Source organism: Streptomyces sp. NPDC003379, assembly GCF_053589195.1.
The window spans coordinates 62,509-82,308 of the sequence record NZ_JBSFRK010000030.1 but is presented as its reverse complement, the minus strand read 5'-3'; the positions used below and the strand labels follow the sequence as shown (position 1 = coordinate 82,308).

Here is a 19,800-nt window from a genome sequence, read left to right as displayed (position 1 = left end):
CCCCTTCAGGCGGCTACCAGAGTAGGTCGCACCTATGACGGATCCAACAGGTCCGAATGTGACAACTGGCCATCAGCAGCTCCTCGTTCACCTCAGGACATAACGCTCGCACCGCTCGCCGCGGAGCTTCCCCCGCGGGACCTTGCGGCCGTACGCGACGAGCAGCAGGTCCTGCGCGGCGCCGCGCACGGGGGCGCCGCTGCCGTACGACCAGTCGAGGTCGTCGGCGTGCAGCGCGACGCCCGCGAGGTCGGCCCCGAAGAACTTGACGCTCTTGGCGTCGACGGCGCCCAGCAGGATGCGTACGCGCTCCAGTGGGACCCGGCGGTCGAGACCGAGGGGGACGGTGACGTCGAGGCCGTGCACCACGTCGTGGCCCAGCGCGGAGGTGTAGCCGCCGACCGGGGGCGTCCAGGGGTGGTGGGCGTTCTCCCTGAGCAGGGCGGCCAGTTCGGCGGTCGACGACGCGGCGGCGTCCGCGCGGGCGCAGCGGTCCGTCATGCGGTGCAGGCTGCCGCGCGCCTTGACGAGTTCGAGGAGCGTCCTGGGCAGCGAGTGGCGGAAACCGAGGGACATATGGGCGACGACCTCGCGTACGCGCCAGCCCGCGCAGAGCGAGGGGGTGTCCCACTGGTCGCTGCTCAATGTGTCGAAGAGGTCGGCCAGTTCACATCGTTCGGCGGCGATCTCGGCGCGGACGCGGCTCTCGTTCTCTGTCGCCTTGTCTGCCGTCCTACCTGTCGTCTTACCGGTCGTCTTCCTCATGACTCCAGAGTGATCAAGGCCCGGCCATAAGTCCAAGAGCCTCCTCTTCTCGCCACTAGCATCGCCGGTTATGGAACTCCGGCAGCTGAAGTACTTCGTCGCCGTGGCCGAGGAGGCCAACTTCACCCGCGCCGCGGCCCGGCTGCACCTGGCGCAGCCCGGCGTGAGCGCGCAGATCCGGCAGCTCGAACGCGAGCTGGGCCACCGGCTCCTCGACCGCTCCGGCCGTACGGTGACACCGACCGAGGTGGGCCGGGCCGTACTGCCCTACGCGCGGGCCGCGCTCGCCGCCGCCGAGGGGGCGCGGCGGACCGCGGACGAGTTCACGGGGCTGCTGCGCGGGCAGGTCACGCTCGGTCTCGTGTCGGGGGCGGCCACCCACGAGTTCGACGTCGTCTCCGTGCTCGCCGACTTCCATGACGCGCACCCCCAGGTCGAGATCGCCCTCACCGAGGACGCCTCCGACCGGATGCTCGCCGCGCTGCGCCGGGGCGAGCTGGACATCGCGCTGCTCGGCCTCACTGCGGAGGAGCCGCCCCCGGGCGTGGGTCTGGACATCGTGGTCGACGAGCCGCTGGTCGCCGCCGTGGCGCCGGGCGATCCGCTGCTGTGCCCCGAGGGCCGAGCCGACGTGCCGCTGGCCGAGCTCGCCGGGCGCCCGCTGATCAGCCTGCCGCGCGGCACCGGTCTGCGCGGGGTCCTCGACGGGGCCTGCGCCCAGGCCGGCTTCCGGCCGCGCATCGCCTTCGAGGCGGCCTCCCCCGACGTCCTGACGCGCCTCGCCGCGCGCGGCCTGGGCGTGGCGGTGCTGCCGGCGCTGCCCGCGGGGATGGCCGCCGAACTGGGCCTGCGGACCCTGACGATCACTGACCCGGGGCCGCGCGGCCGCATAGCACTGACCTGGCGAAAGGACGGCCCGGCGAGCCCGGCGGCCCGCGCGCTCCTGACTCGCCTACGGACGGAGCTGGGCGCCCCGTGATCCCGCGCTCACCGCGGCGGCGTCAACCGGTGCAGCCGGAGCGCGAGTTGGATCTCCAGGGTGCGCGCGGGACTGTTCCAGTCGTCGCCGAGGAGCCGAGCGACCCGCTCCAGCCGCTGCACGACCGTATTGACGTGAACGTGCAGCACGGCCTTCGCCTTGGTGAGGCTACGGTCCGCACCGAAGTACGCCTCCAGCGTCCGCACCAGCTCCGTGCCGCGCTCGGCGTCGTAGTCGAGGAGGGGGCCGAGCGTGGCCCTGACGTAGCCGCCCAGGTCGGCCTGTTCGCCGATGAGCAGCCCGACGAAGCCGAGGTCGGCGAGAGCGGCGCCGTGGCCGATGTGGCCGAGGGCACGCAGGGCGGAGAGGCAGCGCAGCGCCTCGGCGTGCGCGGCGGGCAGCCCGGCCGGTTCCCGCGCGGGACCGGCGGCGCCGACGGTGACCGGGGCGCCCATGCCTTGGCCCAGCTCGGTGGCGAACGTACGGGCGTCGCCGCCGGGTGTGTCGGTCGGGATCACGAGCACCACGTCGTCGTGGTGGAGCCCGGCCAGGCCGCTGTGGGCGCGGGCGACGCGGTGGGCGGCGGCGAGCAGCCGCGGCCGGGGCGCGCTGTCACTGTGGGTGACGAACACCGCGTGCGGGCGGCCGAGTCGGACGCCGAGGCGGCGGGCGCGGCTCGCCAGGCTGACCGGGTCGCCGGTGGTGGCGAGCAGGTCGTTCAGGAGCTCGCCGCGCACCCGGTCCTCGGTCTCGGCGACGGACCGGCGCAGCAGGAGGAGCAGCGCGGTGACGACGCTCGCGCGCTCGAACAGCCGCCGGTCGGCGTCGGCGAGTTCGGCGCGTCCGGTAAGGGCGATGCTGCCGAGGAGTTCGGGCCCGGCCAGGACCGCGCAGACCCAGGTGCCGTCCTGCGGGACCGCGCGTCCGCTGGCGCGTGAGGCGGCGACGGCCGGGGCGGGCGGGGGGAGCGGTCCGGCTCCGGTGCGGGCCAGTTCGACGCCGTCCGCGTCGTGGATGAGGACGCCGCCGTCGAGTAGGGCGGCGATGCCGTCGGCCACGTCGCCCGCGTCGCCGCCGCGCAGCACGAGGTCGGTGAGCTGGTCGTGGGCCTGTTCGGCGCGGCGCATGGCCTGGCTGTGCGCGCGGATGGTCTCGGTGGCGGCGTTGAGGTCGACGAGCGCGGCTCGCGTCTCTTCGAGGAGGCGTGCTCCGTCGATGGCGATGGCCGCGTGGTCGGCGAGGGAGGAGAGCAGCACGATCTCCTCCGTCGCGAAGACGCGGGCGGAGCGGTCGGCGGCGTACAGCACCCCGATGACCCGGGGGCCGAGCCGCAGCGGCACGCCGAGGATGGCGCGCAGCCCCTCCTGGAGGACGGCGCTGTCGATGGCGTCGGTGTGGTGGAAGCGGGGGTCCTGCTGGTAGTCGCCGGTGACGTAGGGGCGGGCGGTCTGGGCGACGAGGCCGCCGAGGCCCTCGCCCATGCCGAGCCGCAGCTGCTGGAAGGCGGCGGCAACGCTGCCGTCGGTCACCCGCATATAGGTGTCGCCGGCCGCCTCGTCATTGAGGGAGAGGTACGTGACGTCCGTGCCCAGGAGCAGTTTGGCGCGGCGCACGATGGCGCGGAGCACGGCGTCGGGGTCGCGCAGCGCGGCGAGGTCGCTGGCGGTGTCGAAGAGCGCGGTGAGTTCCGCCTCGCGGCGGCGGTGCGCGCCCAGCGTGCGGTGGACGCGCAGCGCCACGTCGGTGGCCTCGTCGAGCGCCGCGAGATCACCGGCCGCGGCACCGGCCTCGCGGGCCAGGGCCGCGGGACGAGCGAAGTCCTCGGCGGGCGCACCCCGCTCCAGCAGATCGAGCAGGCCGCGCAGACCCGCCTGAGGTTCGGCGCGGCCCGCGCCCTTGATGGTGGGGAGCATGGGGCGATGGTCTCCCGACGGGGTGGGTGCGGTCGATGGCCTGCCCTGGATCGGCGGACGCGGTTGATGTCCCGCCCCCGCGCCGACGGAGACAGGCGGCGGGCGATCAGCCGCCGAGGAGCACGGGACGCCGCGGCAACGGCCCGCCCCGGACCAGCGGGGCAGGACCCCACCAGGGCGGTCAGCGGCGCCGACCGGCACGCAGCCGTGCCGTCGATGACCCGCCGCAGGGTCCACGGGCGGACGCGGTTGATGTCCCGCCCCCGCGCCGACAGAGGCGGGCCGCAGCAAGGCTCTCAGCCACCCAGCCGTACCGCGCCCCGGTGTTCCGTCGCCGGGTCCGGGTCCGGGGCGGGGGCGGCTTCGGGGTCCGCCGCCTCGTCCTCGGAGAGGTCCCGTCCCCGCGTCTCCCTGGCGAACCATACGGTCACGGCGGTGATGAGGGCCGCGCAGGACATGTAGAGGGCGACGGGGAGCGCCGAGTCGTAGTCCCTGAGGAGTTCCACGGCGATGATCGGCGCGAGCGCCCCGCCGATGATCGAGGCGAGCTGGGAGCCCATCGAGGCGCCCGAGTAGCGGACCTTGGTGTCGAACATCTCGGAGATGAACGCGGCCTGCGGGCCGTACATCGCGCCGTGGAAGAGCAGCCCGACGGTGACCGCGAGCGCGATGACGGGGAAGGACCGCGAGTCGAGCAGCGCGAAGAACGCGAAGGCCCAGCCGGCCATCCCGAGCGCGCCGATCAGGGTGACCGGACGGCGCCCGACACGGTCGGACAGCGCGCCCCACAGGGGGATGGTGACGAAGTGAACGGCGGACCCGATGAGCACCGCGTTGAGCGCGTCGCTCTTGGGGAGTTCCAGGTGCACGGTGACGTAGACGAGGACGAACGCCGTGATGACGTAGTACGAGATGTTCTCGCCGAACCGGGTGCCGATGGCGGTGAGCACCTCCCGCCAGCTCCTGCGGAACACCTCGACCACGGGCGGCTTCTCCTGGACGCCCGCCGCGGCGGCGGCCCGCGCCTTCTTCTGCGCCGCCAGGAAGACGGGCGACTCGGTGACCGAGATGCGGATCCACAGGCCGATCATCACGAGGACCCCGGAGAGCAGGAAGGGCACGCGCCAGCCCCAGGCGAGGAAGGCCTCCTCGGACTGGACGGCCGCCAGCAGCGCGAGCACCCCGGTGGCGAGGAGGTTTCCGCCGGGGGCGCCGGCCTGCGGCCAGGAGGCCCAGAAGCCGCGCCGCTTGTCGCCGCCGTGCTCGGAGACGAGCAGCACGGCGCCGCCCCACTCGCCGCCGAGCGCGAAGCCCTGCACGAGCCGCAGCACGGTCAGCAGGATCGGCGCGCCGACGCCGATGCTCGCGTGGGTGGGGAGCAGTCCCATCGCGAACGTGGCGCCGCCCATCAGCAGCAGGCTGATGACGAGCAGCTTCTTGCGGCCCATCCGGTCCCCGTAGTGCCCGAAGACGAGGCCGCCGAGGGGCCGGGCGGCGAAGCCCACCGCGTAGGTGAGGAAGGAGAGCAGCGTGCCGACCAGGGGGTCGCTGGACGGGAAGAAGAGGGTGTTGAAGACCAGCGCGGCGGCGGAGCCGTAGAGGAAGAAGTCGTACCACTCGATGGTGGTGCCGACGAGGCTGGCCGCCACGATGCGGCTGATGCCGGCGCGGGTCGGCGGAGCGGTTCCTTGCGAGGCCATGTGCACCACTTCCAGTCATTCCGTCGGGGACGCCGCGGGGACGCTTCCGTACCGGCACAAGGTAGGAAACCGCAGTTCAGTGGCGTATATGGCGGACCACCATGGTTCTGCGGCCCGTGGTGTGACCGGACACCATGAGAGGTGCGGGACCGGACAGAAGTTACTTTTAGGTATGGCGTGACTTCCCATGCGGGCGGCAGTAGAACTCGTTTCCATTCCGTCGAGAGTGAGGAAGGTCACATGGGGCGCGTACCCTTACGCAGCACCGGGATCGGCGGTCTGTCACGTCGAAGATTCATCACTGGAACAGGTTCCGTTCTCGGGGCCGCCGCGCTCGCGGGCCAGGCAGGTCCGGCCAGGGCGAGAGCCACCGCGGCCGCCCCGCTCGCGGACGGCGCACGCGTCCCCGCCCTGGTGATCGGCACCGGCTACGGCGGCTCCGTCGCCGCCCTGCGGCTCGCCGAGGCGGGCGTCGACGTGCACATGGCCGAGATGGGCATGGCCTGGGACACCCCGGGCTCCGACGGCAAGATCTTCGCCAACACCACGAGCCCGGACATCCGTTCCTACTGGCTGCGCACCAGGACCAAGCAGCCCCTGAGCAACTTCCTCGGCTTCCCGCTCGACAAGGACGTGCCGCGCCACACGGGGATCCTGGACGCCGAGGAGTTCGGCGGCATCACCGTCTACCAGGGCCGGGGCGTCGGTGGCGGCTCCCTGGTCAACGGCGGCATGGCGGTCACGCCGAGGCGCGAGAACTTCGCGGCCGTACTTCCCACGGTCGACGCGGCCGAGATGTACGGCACTTACTACCCGCGCGCCAACGCGGGGCTCGGCGTGAGCACCATCGACCCGGCCTGGTTCGAGACGGCCGACTGCTACCAGTACGCCCGCGTCGGCCGCAAGCACGCGCAGCGCTCCGGCTTCCCGTTCGTCTTCGTGCCCGACGTGTACGACTGGGACTACATGAAGCGGGAGCAGGCGGGCACCGCCACCAGATCGGCGCTGGCCGGGGAGATCCTCTACGGCAACAACCACGGCAAGAAGTCGCTCCAGCAGACCTATCTCGCCCGCGCGAAGGCGACCGGGCGCGTCACCGTCTCGCCGCTGCACAAGGTCACTTCGGTCACCCCGGCGGCCGGCGGAGGCTACACGGTCACCATCGACCGGATCGACACCGGCGGAGACACCGTCGCCACCAAGGAGGTGACGGCCGACAAGGTGTTCTTCGCCGCGGGCAGCGTCGGCACCAGCAAGCTCCTGGTCGAGCTGAGGGCGACGGGCGCGCTGCCCCGCCTCAACGCCGAGGTCGGCAAGGGCTGGGGCGACAACGGCAACGTCATGTGCGGGCGCGCCAACCACATGTGGGACGCGACCGGCAGGCTCCAGTCGTCCATCCCCACGGCCGGCATCGACAACTGGGCGGCGGGCGGCGCGTTCGCCGAGGTGGCACCGCTGCCGACCGGGATCGAGACATACGCCTCGTTCTATCTGTCGATCACCAGGACCCCGCACCGCGCCGAGTTCTCCTGGAACGCGGCGGCCGGCCGGGCGGAGCTGAACTGGCAGACCGCCTGGAAGCAGACCTCCATCGACGCCGCCAGGACGATCTTCGACAAGATCAACGCCAAGGAGGGCACGATCTACCGCACCGACCTCTTCGGCACGTACAAGATCTGGGGCGACCACCTCACGTACCACCCGCTCGGCGGCGCGGTCCTCGGCAAGGCCACCGACAACTACGGCCGTCTGCACGGCCATCCGGGGCTCTATGTCATCGACGGCGCGCTGATTCCCGGCAACACCAGCGTCAATCCGTTCGTGACCATCACGGCGCTCGCCGAGCGGAACATCGAGCGGATCGCCGCCGCCGACCTCTGAGCGTCATGGCTTGGGCAGTACGCAGACCGTGTCGAGGCCGAGCACATGATTGAGCCGGCCGAACGCCAGCCACGACCCGATGCTCATGCTCAGCTCCACGATCTCGGCCTGGCCGTAGTGCGCGGTCATCCGCGTCCAGAACGCGTCGTCGAGGTGGTGGCGGTCCAGGGCGTACCGCTCGGCGTACTCCGCGGCCAGCCTCGTGCGGTCGTCGAAGGCGTCGGTGGTGCGCCACCGGCTCACCGCGTACGGGGACCGACGGCGCCAGCATCGGCGGCTCGTACTCCATCGGGTGCCCCATGCCGACCAGATGACGGACCGAGTCCTCCTGGTCGTACGTGGAGTAGCCGAAGATCTCCTGGCAGCGGATCGCGTCGATGGTGGTGCCGAGTCCGCTGATCAGCAGAGGCAGTACGTCGTTGCCCCAGCCCGGGTCCACGCCGGCCTCGACGACGTCGTGGAGGGCGTCGTCGGGGCGCAGGTCGCCGGAGGCCGCGTACACCACGGCCCGTGGCCCGGCGGCGAGGACCGTGTCGACGTCGTCCGTCGCCGCGAGGCCCAACGGCCGCCCCAAGCCTCCGAGTTCCCCCGCGTCACGGTCGGCCTTCTCCGGACATGCGCGGAGGGTAGCGGCAGGACCTGACGGATGACAGAGGCAAGTCGCCGCGGTGTCAGGCCAGTTGCGCCCCTTGCGCGAGATACGTCCCGTTCGGCGCCTCCGCGAAGCCATGTACCGCCGGTACGCTGAACGCATGCTCCTGGGGCGTTCCTTGGAATGCGCACGTCTTCTCGCTCTCATCGACAAGGCACGCGGGGGCGAGAGCGGCGCCCTGCTCATCCGCGGGGAGGCCGGGATCGGCAAGACCAGCCTCGTCACCTACGTGGTCGAGCAGGCCGACGACCTGCTGCGGCTCGGCACGCGCGGCGTCGAGGTCGAGTCGGACCTGCCCTATGTGGGCCTCGCCGATCTGCTGCGGCCCGTGCTGCACTTCCTCGACCGCATCCCGGAGCGCCAGGCCGCCGCCCTCACCGGGGCCCTGGCGCTCGGGCCCGCCGTCGCCCAGGACCGCTTCGCGGTGGCCGCGGGCACGCTCAGCCTGCTCGGCGCGCTCGCCGAGGAGGGCCCGGTCCTCGTCACCGTCGACGACACGCAGTGGCTCGACCCGTACTCCCTGGACGCGCTCGCCTTCGCCACCCGCAGGCTCGGCCGTGAGGGCGTCGTCGTGCTGTTCACCTCGCGCGACGAGCTGGAGGAAGCGGCGTCCCGGCTCGCCTCCGTAGAGACCATGACCCTCGGCGGGCTCGACGCCGAGTCCGCGCACCGCCTGATCGCCGAGGAGGGCACCGCCCAGCTGACCGAGCGGGAGGCGGCCCGGCTGCTCGCGGAGGCGCGCGGCAACCCCCTCGCGCTCATCGAACTGCCCGCCCTGCTCGCCGGGAGCGGCGCGGGCGGCGACGACGCCGACGCCGGAGCGCCTCTGCCCATCGGGGAGCTGCTCGCGCACACCTTCGGCAGCGCCGTGGCCCGGCTGCCGCAGGAGGCACAGGACGCGATGCTGCTCCTCGCGGTCCTCGGCACCCGGCCGCTCGCGGGCACCGAGGCGGCGCTGCGGGCCCACGGACTCAGCTACGAATCGCTTGAGGCGGCCGAGGCGGCGGGCCTGGTCGTCGAGGAGCAGGACGGGTACGCCTTCCGGCACCCGCTGGTCCGCTCGGCGGTCTACCACGGCGCGACGCCCGTGCGCAGACGGCGGGCCCACCACGCCATCGCCCGCTCCCTCCAAGGCGCCACCGCGCCCGCCCTTGAGCAGTACGCGTGGCATCTGGCCGCCTCCGGCGCGGAGCCGGACGAGCACGTGGCCTCGCTCCTGGAGAACGCCGCGTCCGGCGCGCCCGACACCCTCGCGTACCCCCTGGCCTCCCGGCTGTACGAGCGTGCCGCGCGGTTCACGCCGGCCGGGCAGCGCAAGGCGGAGCGGCTGCTGTGCGCGGCCCGCGCCTCGCAGGCCGCGGGCTCCCTCGACGAGGCCGCCGCGATCCTGGACCGCGCCCTGGAACACGCCGAACAGCTCGGCACGCGGCTCGACATCCGCCAGCTGCGCTGCTACCTCGACGTGCAGCGCGGGCAGCCGACCCGGTCGCGGGAGCTGCTGCGGGCGGCGGTCGACGAGGCGGAGAAGGTCGACCCGGCGCTCGCCGCGGTGATGCACGGAGGCATCGCGCTCACCGAACTGGCGGTCGGCGACCTCACCGCGGCCCGGGGCAGCTCGGCGGCGGCGATGGAACTGGCCGACTCCGCCCATCAGACGCTGCTGCCGGTGCGGCTCCTGCGCACCCTGGTGCTGCTGCTCGGCGGCGACGCGGACGCGGGCCGCTCGCTCCTGCGCGAACTGGCGGGGCCCTTGGCCTCACCCGACCCGGCCTTCCCCTACCCGCTCTCGGGCGTCGGCGGCCTCTGCCATCTCGCGGCGGAGGAACTCGACGAGGCGCACGGGCTGCTCGACCGCGCCGCGTACACCGCGCGCGGCTCCAGCGCGGTGGGGCTCCTCTCCCATCTGCTGTGCACGCTGTCCGTGGTGGAGTTCTGGCGGGGCCGCTGGAGCCCCTCGCTCGCGCACGCCGACGAGGCGGTGCGGCTCGCCGAGGCCACCGGGCGGCTGATCGAGGTGCCGCGCGGCCTGGCCTCCCTGGCCAGGACCGAGGCCGCGCTCAACCGCGAGGCGGACTGCCGACGGCACGCGGCGCAGGCCATGGAGTGGGCCGCCTCCACCGAGCTGCCGATGGACGCGGCGCGGGCGCGCGGCGCGCTCGGCCTCCTTGAGCTGGGCCTCGGCCGCTTCGAGGAGGCAGTGCACCGCCTGGAGGAGGTACGGGCCTTCTCCCGGACGCACGGCAGGGGCGACGGCCTGTATCTGACGTGGGCCGCGGACCTGGCGGACGCGTACGTCCATCTGCACATGACCCCCGAGGCGCGTGAGGTGCTCGACGTCCTGGAGTACGAGGCGGGGCGCGGGCACCGTCCGGTCACCGCGGGGGCCGCGGCGCGCTGCCGGGGTCTGCTCGAACCGGACGACGCCGAGCAGCACATGCGGCGCTCCCTCGCGCTGCTCGCCGAGCGTCCGGTGCCCTTCGAGCGGGGGCGCACCGAGTTCGCGTGGGGCGAGCAGCTGCGCAGGCAGGGCAGGCGCAGCGAGGCCCGCCGTCTTCTGGAGCGCGCCCTCGCCACGTTCGAGCGGCTCGGCGCGACGGGGTGGGCGGCGCGGGTGGCCGCCGAGCTGCACGCGGCGGGCGGCACGGAAGTGCGCCCGGAGCGGGCTCCGTTGGAGCGGCTGACGCCGCAGGAGATGCAGGTCGCGCTGGTGGTGGGGCGGGGTCTGACCAACCACGAGGTGGCGGAGCGGCTCTTCCTCAGCGTCAAGACGGTCGAGTTCCATCTGAGCAACATCTACCGCAAGCTCGACGGGGTGCACCGCAGGGCGCAGCTCGTGCGGCTGCTGGCGCAGGCGTCGGAGGTGTCGACGGTCTGACGGATCGGGCTGAGCCGGGCCGGGTTCCGCCGGGTCGGCCCTGCCGCGCGCCCCGAGCGGGGGTGCCTTGCCCGGCACCCCCTCCCCCGCCTCGCGGCGGTCGCCCCCCGTCGCCGGGCGGCCCGTCCAGACGTACACCCCCGTAGTACGTCCGACCACCGGTCCTGCTTCCCCGTAACCGGTGTTCCGGGCCCGCCGCGGCTCCGCGACCGTGGATCCACCATGGCCCCGTACGGGCCGGGGTGCGACCGTGAAAACCCTGGGGTACCGGGGCGGGGTCCGCGGTGGGCGTCGTGGGCCGGCGGGCCGGGCGGGGCGGACGGGGCGTGGGTTCACGGACAGGGGCGCGGTGAGGCGGTGGTTCCGCCGTTCAACCAACGAGGGCGGGGTCCGGACCCAGGGTTTTCCTCGGGCGGCCCGCGGTGGTCAACTCGCTCCCCAGCCGCCGTCGACGGGAAGCGAGGCACCGGTGAGGTAGCCGGTGTGCGGTCCGCAGAGCCAGACGGTGACGGCGGCGACCTCGGCGGGTTCGATGAGCCGTTTGATCGCGGAACGGCCGAGCAGGACGTCCGTGACGACGTCCTCGGGCGCGATGCCGTGCAGGGCCGCCTGGTCGGCGATCTGCCCCTCGACCAACGGCGTACGCACATAACCGGGGTTGACGCAGTTGCAGGTCACGCCGTGCGCGGCGCCTTCCAGGGCGGCGACCTTGCTCAGCCCCTCCAGGCCGTGCTTGGCGGCGACGTACGCGGACTTGAAGGGGCTGGCCCGCAGCCCGTGCACGCTGGAGATGTTCACCACGCGGCCCCAGCCCTGCCGGTACATGTGCGGCAGGCAGTGCCTGAGGAGCAGGAAGGGCGCGGTGACCATCAGCCGCTGGATCAGTTCGAAGCGGGCGGGCGGGAAGTCCTCGATGGGCGCGACGTGCTGGGTCCCCGCGCTGTTGACCAGGACGTCGACGGCGGCGGGCAGCGCGCGGAGGGCGTCGGCGTCGGTGAGGTCCATGGCGTGCGCCACCCCGCCGACGGCATCCGCGACGGCCTTGGCCGACTCCGCGTCGACGTCGGCGACATGGACCAGCCCACCGGCGGCGGCGAACGCCTCGGCACAGGCCCGGCCGATACCGCTGCCGCCGCCGGTCACCAGGACGGTGCGTCCGCCGAGGTCCACGGCGTCGGTACGCGGGTGCGGGTGCGCGGCGGGTGCGGCCGGGGAGCCGTCGGGGCCGGGGGGTTCGCTCGTCATGCCGGGAACGCTAGAGAGGCGGAGCGGGGTCCTCCCATGGTCGCGGGCACCACAGTACGGGGTGTTCGAGTGTGGGTGGCGGCTGTACGGGGCACGGGGCGCCCGAGGCAGGACCGAGAGCCCCGGCGGCGGCCTTCGTACCGTTCACCTCGACTCACCTCGACCACGATGTCAACCAAGGGTTGACGGCCCCCAACTGTCAACCTACGGTTGTCACATGACGAACACAGACGGCAGCACCACACCCCCGCCCACCGTCCGACTCGACGACCTCATCGAAGCCATCAAGAAGGTCCACACGGACGCCCTCGACCAGCTCTCCGACGCGGTCATCGCCGCCGACCACCTCGGCGACGTCGCCGACCACCTCATCGGCCACTTCGTGGACCAGGCACGCCGCTCCGGCGCCTCCTGGACCGACATCGGCAAGAGCATGGGCGTCACCCGGCAGGCCGCCCAGAAGCGGTTCGTGCCCAAGAAGCCGGGCGAGTCGGGCGACCTCGACCCCAGCCAGGGCTTCAGCCGCTTCACGCCGCGCGCCAGGAACGTCGCGATGGCCGCGCACAACGAGGCCAAGGCGGCCCACCACGACGAGATCCGCACCGAGCACCTGATCCTGGGCCTGCTGAGCGAGCCGGACGGCCTCGCCGCCAAGGCGATCACCGCGCAGGGCGTCTCCCTGGAGGATGTCCGCCGGGTGGCCCTGGACGCGCTGCCGGAGACGGCCGGCGCGGTGCCCGAGCTCGTGCCGTACGACGCGGGGGCCCGCAAGGTGCTCGAATTGACGTTCCGCGAGGCGCTGCGCCTCGGCCACAACTACGTCGGGACCGAGCACATCCTGCTGGCGCTGATCGAATTCGAGGACGGCCAGGGCCCGCTCACCGGCCTCGGCCTCGACAGGGAAGCCCTTTCGGCCTCCATCGCCGAGTTCCTGATGAATCTGGACACGGCCTCCGCCTAGCTACTGCGTCGTCCAGAGCCGTTGTCTAGAGCCGTTGTCTAGACCCATTGACAGTCCCGGTGGCGCTCCCTAATGTCGCAAGGAGTCTCGAACAGCGTAAACGCACACCAATCATGCGTGGGGGGTTCGTGAACAGCACACCCGGTGCCGGCGACATCAAAATGGCAGCCCCCCAAAACCGCGAAGGACTGCCGATCGTCAGTCTCGATCAGGCGCACTCACCACAGAAGGTCCTCGCCCACGGCGACTTGCTGCGGCGGTTCGTGGCGGGCCAGGAGATCAAGCCCGTCCATATGCGGATCGGCATCATGGGCGCCTGCAATATGCGGTGCAATTTCTGCAACTTCCACTCGCCCAACGAAGAGCAGTTCTACGACCTGTTCTCGTTCAAGGACTCGATCGCCACCGACAAGGCGGTCATCCTGCTGCGCGAGTTCGCCGAGAACGACGGCCGTGCCGTGACCTTCTGCGGCAGCGGCGAGTGCACCATCCACCCCGGATACAGCGACATCTGCCGGGCCGGACACGCGGCGGGGCTGCGGATCGGGCTGATCACCAACGGTTCGCGGCTCGGCCGCCCGAAGGTCGCCGCCTGCGTCGCCGAGACCCACACCTGGGTCCGCATCGGCCTGAACGCGGGCACGGAGGCGACGTTCGACGACATCACCCGCGACCGCGAGCAGACGTTCTCGCAGTTCATCGGTTCGGTCGGCAGGCTCAGGGAGAACGCCGTCGACCGCGACTTCCGCATCGGCTTCAACTACGTGATCACCCTGCAGAATTACCGGGAGATCATGGAAGCGGCCCATATCGCCCGGGAATCCGGCGCCCATTACGTGCGTTTCGAACCGGAGTTCTACAGCGCACTCGGTCACGAGACCATCGAATCGGTGATGCCGGAGATCTCCGACTCCCTCACCAGGGCCGCCGCACTCTCCACCGACGCCTTCGAAGTGTCGGTGCCCAAGCTGGACCGCGGCCCGATGGACCAGGTGGAGGACGTTGAGGGCGACTTCGAGCGCTGCCACTACAGCCGTTTCGTCACGGCGGTCGGCGCCGACGGAAATCTCTATCCGTGCCCCCAGGTGCATCTCAACAGCCGCTATCTCATCGGCAATGTCATCGAACAGGGATACGCCGAGGTGCTCGAAGGCGGCCCGCGCGCCGAATGGGAGGCGTCCAACCCGCGCAGGACCGACCTGTGCAAATCATGCTTCTACCGCCCCCAGAACGAACTCCTGGAACTCCTCAAACGCGGCCAGATCAAACTGGACGAGGCCCTGGACGCGTACGCGCTCGAAGTGCCGAGCACCCTGCACGGCGATTTCGTCTGAGCGCGCATGCAGCTCCGTCACGTCCGCCGGCTCCTCGCCGCCGAGCCGGCCCTGCGACGCACGACCTTCGACGGCACAGACGCCCACTTGGCCCATTCACGGCACCTACGCTCCCTCGTCGAGCGGTTGGCCCGTGTCGAGCGAGCGCCTCTCGTCGTCACCGACGCCAGAAAGACGGTGCGGGACGGGCTGCACCGCGAGCAGCTGGTGCTCGACTCGCCCGTACGCGGCTCCTTCCACGGCACCCTGCTCGCACCGCCCGGCGCCGCACGCGGCCCGGCCGTCCTGGTCCTCGGCGGCAAGAACGCGCGCCTCGATCAGCTCACCGGCGCCGAACCCCCGGACCACCCCGACCGCAATGTCGCCGAGCAGCTGGCGCGGGCGGGCTTCGTCACGCTCTCCTTCGACCACGGCATCGGCGGCGGCCTCGACAAGGACCGCAGGGCCGGCCGTGACGAAGGGACGCTGCTGGCCCACGCGTTCGCGCTCACCGGCCGCTCCCTGCTCGGCGCGCTCGTCGGCGACGCCCTGGGCGCGCTCGACGTCCTCGCGGCGCATCCGCTCGTCGACCCGGGCCGCGTCGGCCTGTTCGGGCACAGCCTCGGCGCGGCGGTCGCCCTGCACACCGCGCTACTCGCTCCCCGCACGGGCCTCCCGCTGTGCGCGGCGAGCCACCTCGGCAGCTATCCGGCCCTGTACGAGCGGCTGTTGACGGGCCACGAGGGCGCGGTGCTCCCCGGCATCCTGGAGTACGCCGACCTGGCCGACCTGTACGGGGCGCTCGCCCCTGCCCCCCTCCAGCTCCAGTACGGCACGGCCGACTCCTACCTGGAACCGGCCGACGCCCGAGCGGCGGCGGACACGGTCCGTACAGCGTACGGAACGGTCGAGCCCCCTCCCGAGCCCTCTTCCGCGCCCCCTCCCGATCCCTCTCTGGAGATCCACGAGCTGCCCATGGGACACGGCACGCACGTCGGCCACGCGGCGGACTTCTTCACCCGCGCCCTGTCCGGCGAGCACCCCGATCCCGGCGAAGTCCCGGCCCAGCGCATCCGCTTCGGGGTCGCCGACCGGCGCACCGTGCTCGACCGCGTCGATGCCGCGCTCGCCTCGGGCGTCCTCACACAAGGCCCGCAGGTGGCCCGCTTCGAGGAGCTCTCCCGCGCCTGGACCGGCACGGAGACGGCCGCCGTCGCGTCCGGTTCGGCGGCCCTGGAGATCGCGCTGCGGATCATCGGCGTGGCGGGCCGCACCGTGCTCGCGCCCGTCAACACGTTCTTCGCCACGGCCGCGGCCGCGGTGCGCGCCCAGGCGACCGTGCGCTTCGTCGACATCGAACTCGACGGGCTCGGCATGGACCCGGACGCCCTGCGCGCGGCCCTGGACCGGTGTCCCGACACGGCCGCCGTGCTGCCGGTGCACATCGGCGGCATCGTGTCGCCCGCGCTGGGTGAGGTCCTCGCGCACTGCCGGGAGCGCGGCATCCCCGTGGTGGAGGACGCCGCGCATGCCTTCGGCGCCGCGCTCGACGGCCGTCCGGCGGGCGGCTTCGGCCGGTTCGGCGCCTTCTCGTTCTTCCCCACGAAGGTCGCGGTCAGCGCCGAGGGCGGGCTGCTGTCCGCCGCGCTGCCGGACGACCTGGAGCAGGTGCGGCGCTGGCGCGACCACGGCAAGAGCGCCCAGGGTTCCACGCTGCACGACCGCCCCGGCGGCAACTGGCGGATGAGCGAACTCCACGCGGCCGTGGGCACGGTGGACCTGGAGCGCTTCGCGCACACCCTGTCCGTACGCCGTGAACTCGCCGCCCGCTACGACGCGTTGCTCGCCGACCTCTCCGGCATACGGCCGCACGCCGTGCCCGCCGGGTCGGACAGCAACTTCTACAAGTACCTCGCCTACCCCGACCCCGAAGGGCCGCTCGACCGCCCGCTCCTGAAGAAGCGGCTGCGGGAACGGCACGGGGTGGCCCTGGCCGGTGAGGTCTACGACCATCTGCTGTGCGACCACCCGTACTTCACCACCAGTCGCCAACAGGCTTACGGCGATGGCCCGTTCGAGCGGGGCCGCTGGTTCGCCCGTCACCATGTCGCCCTGCCGCTGTACCCGTCGCTCACGGAGGCCGAGCAGGAGCGGGTGGTCGCCGCCCTCCGCAGCGAGCTGTCGTGACGGCGGTGGTCGCCTCGTTCCGCAGGGGCGAGTGGCGGACGTCGCTGGACACCGCCGCGCTGCCCGGCGCGAAGTCCGGCGCGGAGTCCACGTACGGCCTGGCACTGGTCCCGGAGATCGTCGTCCACGCCGACCGCGGGTGGTGGGAAACCACGCGTCCCGGCCTGCCCCCGCTCACCGGACGCCGTGAACTTCTGCTCGCAGCCGTCGAGTTGTTCGGACGGGGCAGCGTCACGGTCGGTGGCCTCGGCGAGCAGGACGCCGACGGCTTCCGCGCGGCACTGTGGGACACGGCCGGACTGCCCGGACCGCTGGTGGACCGATGGTGCGCGATGCTCGGCGAAGGCCTGCGGAAGAGCGCGAGCCCGCTGAAGAGGGGCGGGGCGCCGTCACCCGACGACGACTTGACCCTCGTAGCGCTGCCCGGCAACACCTTCACCTGCCTGGACTCCGTCCTCGCGGAGGCCGAGCGCTCGGGGGCCGTGTGGGTGCGCCCGAGCCGACGCGAGCCGCTCTCCGCGGCGCGGCTCGTCGCCGCGCTGCTCGCCGTCGGCTGGCCCGCCGCCCGCATCGGCCTCTACCCGACCGGCCGGCGCGGGCTGCACGGCCTGTTGAAGCGCGCCGACCGTCGGGTCGTCCACGGCGGCACCGACCTCACCGTGTCCGTCCGCGAGGCGCCGGCGCTCACCCTGCACGGCCCCGGCCGCGGCTGCGCCCTGGTGCCCGCCGGGATGCCGGCCGACGAGGCCGTGGCGTGGCTGCTGCCCCTGGTCGCGGCCGACTCCGGGCGCTTCTGCAGCAACGTACGCACCATCGTCTGCACGGACCGCGCACAGAGCACGGCGCTGGCGTCCTCACTCGCCGCCGCGCTCGACGCCATCCCTCCGGATCCCACCGACACGGATTGGCCGCTCACGGTCTTCCGCGAGCCGGAAGCGGCCCACCGTGCGCTGCGCTCCGTCCACGACCGCATGCGTCCGGACGACCGCATGCTCACCCGCCGGGACCCGGTCGCCGTCGTCGACGCAGCCCCCTGCGTGCTGCCCCGCCTGGTGCTGCTCCAGGCGTACGAGGGTCATCCCCTGGTCGGTCACGAGGTGCCCTTCCCGTTCGCCGCCGTCCTCCACGCTGCTCCCGACGCCGTGCGGGCCATCACCGCCGATTCCCTGTTCGTGTACCGCCCAGCGAAGTGAGGCCCCGCATGGCGACAGCCTTCGGCACGCTGACCGACACGCTGCGCGAGCGCGTCCCCGAGCTGGGCGTCGACCTCGACACCTGGACGCGCCGGATGATGCGCTGGCACTTCGACCCGCGGACGGCGAGCCCCTTCTGGGCCTCCCGGCGCGAGGGCCTCGGCTTTGACCCCGTCAAGGACGTGGACGGCTTCGCCGCGCTGGAACTCTTCGGCCTCTTCGACAAGGCGGAACTGCGCGCCACGCACGCCCGCGACCTGCTCCCGCGCGGCTACCGCGACCGGCCCTTCCGTGTCTTCGAGACCGGCGGCACCACCGGCACGCCCTGCCGGATCGTCAACGTCACGCGTCTCGCGTACGACGTGGAGATCTACCGCACCGTGCTGGAGGCGCGCGGCGTGGCCGGTGGCGACGTGCTCGCCATGACGCCGAGCGGCCCGCACGCGTACGGGCACTTCGTGGAGGGCCTCGCGGACAGCTGGCGCGGCGCCGTGCACGCCATCGACTTCGACCCGCGCTGGGTGAAGGCCGCGCTGCGCTCGGGCGGCGAGGCGGACGCGTACACGGCGCATCTGATCGACCAGACCCTGACCCTGCTGGCCGTCGAGCGCCCCTCGCTGCTCTTCACCACCTCGCGGCTGCTCCTGGAGCTGGCGATGCGGCTGCCGCGCCCCCTGCACGCGTACGGCATCCGCGCGGTGTGCACGGGCGGGACCTCCTGCACCGCCGCCGAGGCACAGTTCCTGCGCGAGGAGCACCTGGCGGGCGTGCAGTGGATCGACACCTACGGCAACACGCTGATCGGGCACGCCCTACAGGCCGACGCGGTGGCGGGCGCGGCGGTGAACACGGCGGGGGAGGCGGCGCCCGGCGTGCCGGACGGCGCCGGGCATTCGTACCATCTCCCGCCGCCCTTCGCGGTGTTGAAGGTCGTCGACCCGGCCGACCCGTGGCGCGAGGTCGCCGTCGGGCGGCGCGGCCGCGTACGGGCCACGACCCTCCTCGAAGACCTCTTCCTGCCGAACCTCCTGGAGCGGGACAGCGCGGTGAGGACCGGGCCGCACCCGTGGTTCCCCTGGGACGGGGTGGCCGCCGTGCGGCCCTTCCGGGACCTCCTGGAGGACGGCGAGGGCTCCGCCGAGGCGGTGGAAGGCGTCTACTGACCGACCCGGAGGACACCCACCGTGAACTCGTACAACACGCACCCCTACAACGCGAACTCGTACGACGGGGACTCGTACAGCGGGAACTCGTACAGCGTGAAGTTGTCGTCGAACGGCGTGCCCGTCCCCTTCACCCCGGAGCTCTTCTGCCCGCTGCGCCCCAGCGCGGACCTGCTGTCGCCGAGGGACCCGGTCGCGCTGCGCGCACGGCTGCACGCCGACGGCTATCTGTATCTGCCGGGGCTGCTCGACCGGGCGGAGGTGATGCGGCTGCGCGGCCGGTACTTCTCGCTCTTCCCGCCGGGCCTGCTCGTAGCGGGCAGCGATCCCGAGGAGGGAGTCTTCTCCGGTGAGGTGCCCGCCGAGGTCCCGGAGTACGGGGTCGCCGGGCATCCCGCGTACGCGTTCGTGCGCTCCGCGCCCTTCGACCGGTTCGTGAGCGACCCGGCTCTGGCCTCGCTCGCCTCCCAACTCCTCGACTCCCCGGTGCGGATGCTGCCGCGCCGCATCCTGCGCCACTTCCACCGGGGCACGCGCCGGGCCTCGCGCGCCCATGTCGACTTCGACTACATGGACCAGGGCTCGCCGAGCGTCGTCACCTTGTGGATACCCGTGGGCGACTGCCCGCCGCCGACCGGCGCGCTCGTGTACCTGGAGGGCTCCCACCGGCTGGCGCCCGAGGAGTACACGCCGCTGCGCGACGTCACCGACCGGCCCGGCGAGCGCCGCCAGATCTGTCACGACTTGGCGCTGACCGCCCGTACGCTCGGCCGCCGCTGGCTGTGGGCGGAGTTCGCGGCGGGCGATGTGATGGTGCACCTGCCGCACATCATCCACGCGTCCCTGGACACCACGACGGACGCGATGCGGCTCTCCGTCGACGCCCGCTTCGTACGCTCCGACGACACGCCCGATCCGCGCTGGGTGCTGCCTTGGTCGGCGGACGACGGGGCGTGAGGTCCCGTGTGCCTCG

13 protein-coding genes and 2 pseudogenes are annotated in these 19,800 nt (G+C 72.7%); 9 read left to right on the top strand and 6 right to left on the bottom strand.

From position 1 onward, the window contains the following. Positions 1 to 87: 87 nt before the first annotated feature. Positions 88 to 765 carry a maleylpyruvate isomerase family mycothiol-dependent enzyme gene (locus tag ACWDVB_RS26890; protein WP_451517219.1) on the bottom strand — a complete coding sequence of 226 codons (678 nt, stop codon included), beginning with the start codon at positions 763 to 765 and terminating at the stop codon, positions 88 to 90. Between the two features lie 70 nt (positions 766 to 835). On the opposite strand from ACWDVB_RS26890, the gene ACWDVB_RS26885 reads away from it, so the two are divergent. Further along, on the top strand, positions 836 to 1,744 hold the full coding sequence (locus ACWDVB_RS26885; RefSeq protein WP_451517220.1) for a LysR family transcriptional regulator: 909 nt from the start codon (positions 836 to 838) through the stop codon (positions 1,742 to 1,744). 8 nt (positions 1,745 to 1,752) lie between these two features. Here ACWDVB_RS26885 and ACWDVB_RS26880 read toward each other — a convergent pair whose 3' ends face one another. Together ACWDVB_RS26880 and ACWDVB_RS26875 are read right to left on the bottom strand one after the other, a co-directional pair. Beyond that, complete coding sequence (locus ACWDVB_RS26880; RefSeq protein WP_451517221.1) at positions 1,753 to 3,657, bottom strand: helix-turn-helix domain-containing protein; 1,905 nt, start codon at positions 3,655 to 3,657, stop codon at positions 1,753 to 1,755. Positions 3,658 to 3,953: 296 nt separating this feature from the next. Then, on the bottom strand, positions 3,954 to 5,357 hold the full coding sequence (locus ACWDVB_RS26875) for an MFS transporter (protein ID WP_451517222.1): 1,404 nt from the start codon (positions 5,355 to 5,357) through the stop codon (positions 3,954 to 3,956). A gap of 240 nt (positions 5,358 to 5,597) precedes the next feature. Here ACWDVB_RS26875 and ACWDVB_RS26870 point away from each other — a divergent pair, with 240 nt between their 5' ends. Beyond that, complete coding sequence (locus tag ACWDVB_RS26870; protein WP_451517223.1) at positions 5,598 to 7,238, top strand: GMC oxidoreductase; 1,641 nt, start codon at positions 5,598 to 5,600, stop codon at positions 7,236 to 7,238. Positions 7,239 to 7,241: 3 nt separating this feature from the next. Here the strand turns inward: ACWDVB_RS26870 and ACWDVB_RS26865 are convergent. Continuing rightward, positions 7,242 to 7,484, bottom strand: a pseudogene (locus ACWDVB_RS26865) (carboxymuconolactone decarboxylase family protein); the annotation flags it as partial. A 4-nt stretch (positions 7,485 to 7,488) separates the two neighbouring features. After that, positions 7,489 to 7,875: pseudogene (locus tag ACWDVB_RS26860) on the bottom strand (dihydrodipicolinate reductase); the annotation flags it as partial. A 115-nt stretch (positions 7,876 to 7,990) separates the two neighbouring features. Between ACWDVB_RS26860 and ACWDVB_RS26855 the strand changes: the two are divergent. After that, positions 7,991 to 10,765 (top strand): helix-turn-helix transcriptional regulator, encoded by a 2,775-nt coding sequence (locus tag ACWDVB_RS26855; protein ID WP_451517224.1) that lies wholly within the window; start codon positions 7,991 to 7,993, stop codon positions 10,763 to 10,765. Between the two features lie 426 nt (positions 10,766 to 11,191). On the opposite strand, the gene ACWDVB_RS26850 is transcribed toward ACWDVB_RS26855, so the two are convergent. Continuing rightward, positions 11,192 to 11,935 carry a 3-hydroxybutyrate dehydrogenase gene (locus tag ACWDVB_RS26850; protein ID WP_451517276.1) on the bottom strand — a complete coding sequence of 248 codons (744 nt, stop codon included), beginning with the start codon at positions 11,933 to 11,935 and terminating at the stop codon, positions 11,192 to 11,194. 292 nt (positions 11,936 to 12,227) lie between these two features. Between ACWDVB_RS26850 and ACWDVB_RS26845 the strand changes: the two genes are divergently transcribed. The 6 genes from ACWDVB_RS26845 to ACWDVB_RS26820 all read left to right on the top strand — a co-directional run bounded on the left by ACWDVB_RS26845 (position 12,228) and on the right by ACWDVB_RS26820 (position 19,784). Further along, complete coding sequence (locus ACWDVB_RS26845) at positions 12,228 to 12,971, top strand: Clp protease N-terminal domain-containing protein (RefSeq protein WP_451517225.1); 744 nt, start codon at positions 12,228 to 12,230, stop codon at positions 12,969 to 12,971. A 128-nt stretch (positions 12,972 to 13,099) separates the two neighbouring features. Further along, entirely contained in the window at positions 13,100 to 14,305 is a 1,206-nt protein-coding gene (locus ACWDVB_RS26840) for a radical SAM protein (protein ID WP_451517226.1), read from the top strand. 6 nt (positions 14,306 to 14,311) lie between these two features. Beyond that, on the top strand, positions 14,312 to 16,471 hold the full coding sequence (locus ACWDVB_RS26835) for a DegT/DnrJ/EryC1/StrS family aminotransferase (protein ID WP_451517227.1): 2,160 nt from the start codon (positions 14,312 to 14,314) through the stop codon (positions 16,469 to 16,471). Next, entirely contained in the window at positions 16,468 to 17,664 is a 1,197-nt protein-coding gene (locus ACWDVB_RS26830; protein WP_451517228.1) for a hypothetical protein, read from the top strand. Before ACWDVB_RS26835 ends, ACWDVB_RS26830 begins: the two co-directional genes overlap by 4 nt. An 8-nt stretch (positions 17,665 to 17,672) precedes the next feature. Then, positions 17,673 to 18,827 carry a hypothetical protein gene (locus ACWDVB_RS26825; RefSeq protein WP_451517229.1) on the top strand — a complete coding sequence of 385 codons (1,155 nt, stop codon included), beginning with the start codon at positions 17,673 to 17,675 and terminating at the stop codon, positions 18,825 to 18,827. A gap of 21 nt (positions 18,828 to 18,848) precedes the next feature. Then, complete coding sequence (locus ACWDVB_RS26820) at positions 18,849 to 19,784, top strand: phytanoyl-CoA dioxygenase family protein (protein WP_451517230.1); 936 nt, start codon at positions 18,849 to 18,851, stop codon at positions 19,782 to 19,784. The last annotated feature ends 16 nt before the right edge of the window (positions 19,785 to 19,800 follow it).

Coding starts and splice junctions, on each gene's coding strand:
- ACWDVB_RS26835 (WP_451517227.1), top strand. CDS start 14,312: ATGCAGCTCCGTCACGTCCGCCGGCTCCTCGCCGCCGAGCCGGCCCTG.
- ACWDVB_RS26875 (WP_451517222.1), bottom strand. CDS start 5,357: ATGGCCTCGCAAGGAACCGCTCCGCCGACCCGCGCCGGCATCAGCCGC.
- ACWDVB_RS26870 (WP_451517223.1), top strand. CDS start 5,598: ATGGGGCGCGTACCCTTACGCAGCACCGGGATCGGCGGTCTGTCACGT.
- ACWDVB_RS26855 (WP_451517224.1), top strand. CDS start 7,991: ATGCTCCTGGGGCGTTCCTTGGAATGCGCACGTCTTCTCGCTCTCATC.
- ACWDVB_RS26880 (WP_451517221.1), bottom strand. CDS start 3,657: ATGCTCCCCACCATCAAGGGCGCGGGCCGCGCCGAACCTCAGGCGGGT.
- ACWDVB_RS26890 (WP_451517219.1), bottom strand. CDS start 765: ATGAGGAAGACGACCGGTAAGACGACAGGTAGGACGGCAGACAAGGCG.
- ACWDVB_RS26825 (WP_451517229.1), top strand. CDS start 17,673: ATGGCGACAGCCTTCGGCACGCTGACCGACACGCTGCGCGAGCGCGTC.
- ACWDVB_RS26845 (WP_451517225.1), top strand. CDS start 12,228: ATGACGAACACAGACGGCAGCACCACACCCCCGCCCACCGTCCGACTC.
- ACWDVB_RS26885 (WP_451517220.1), top strand. CDS start 836: ATGGAACTCCGGCAGCTGAAGTACTTCGTCGCCGTGGCCGAGGAGGCC.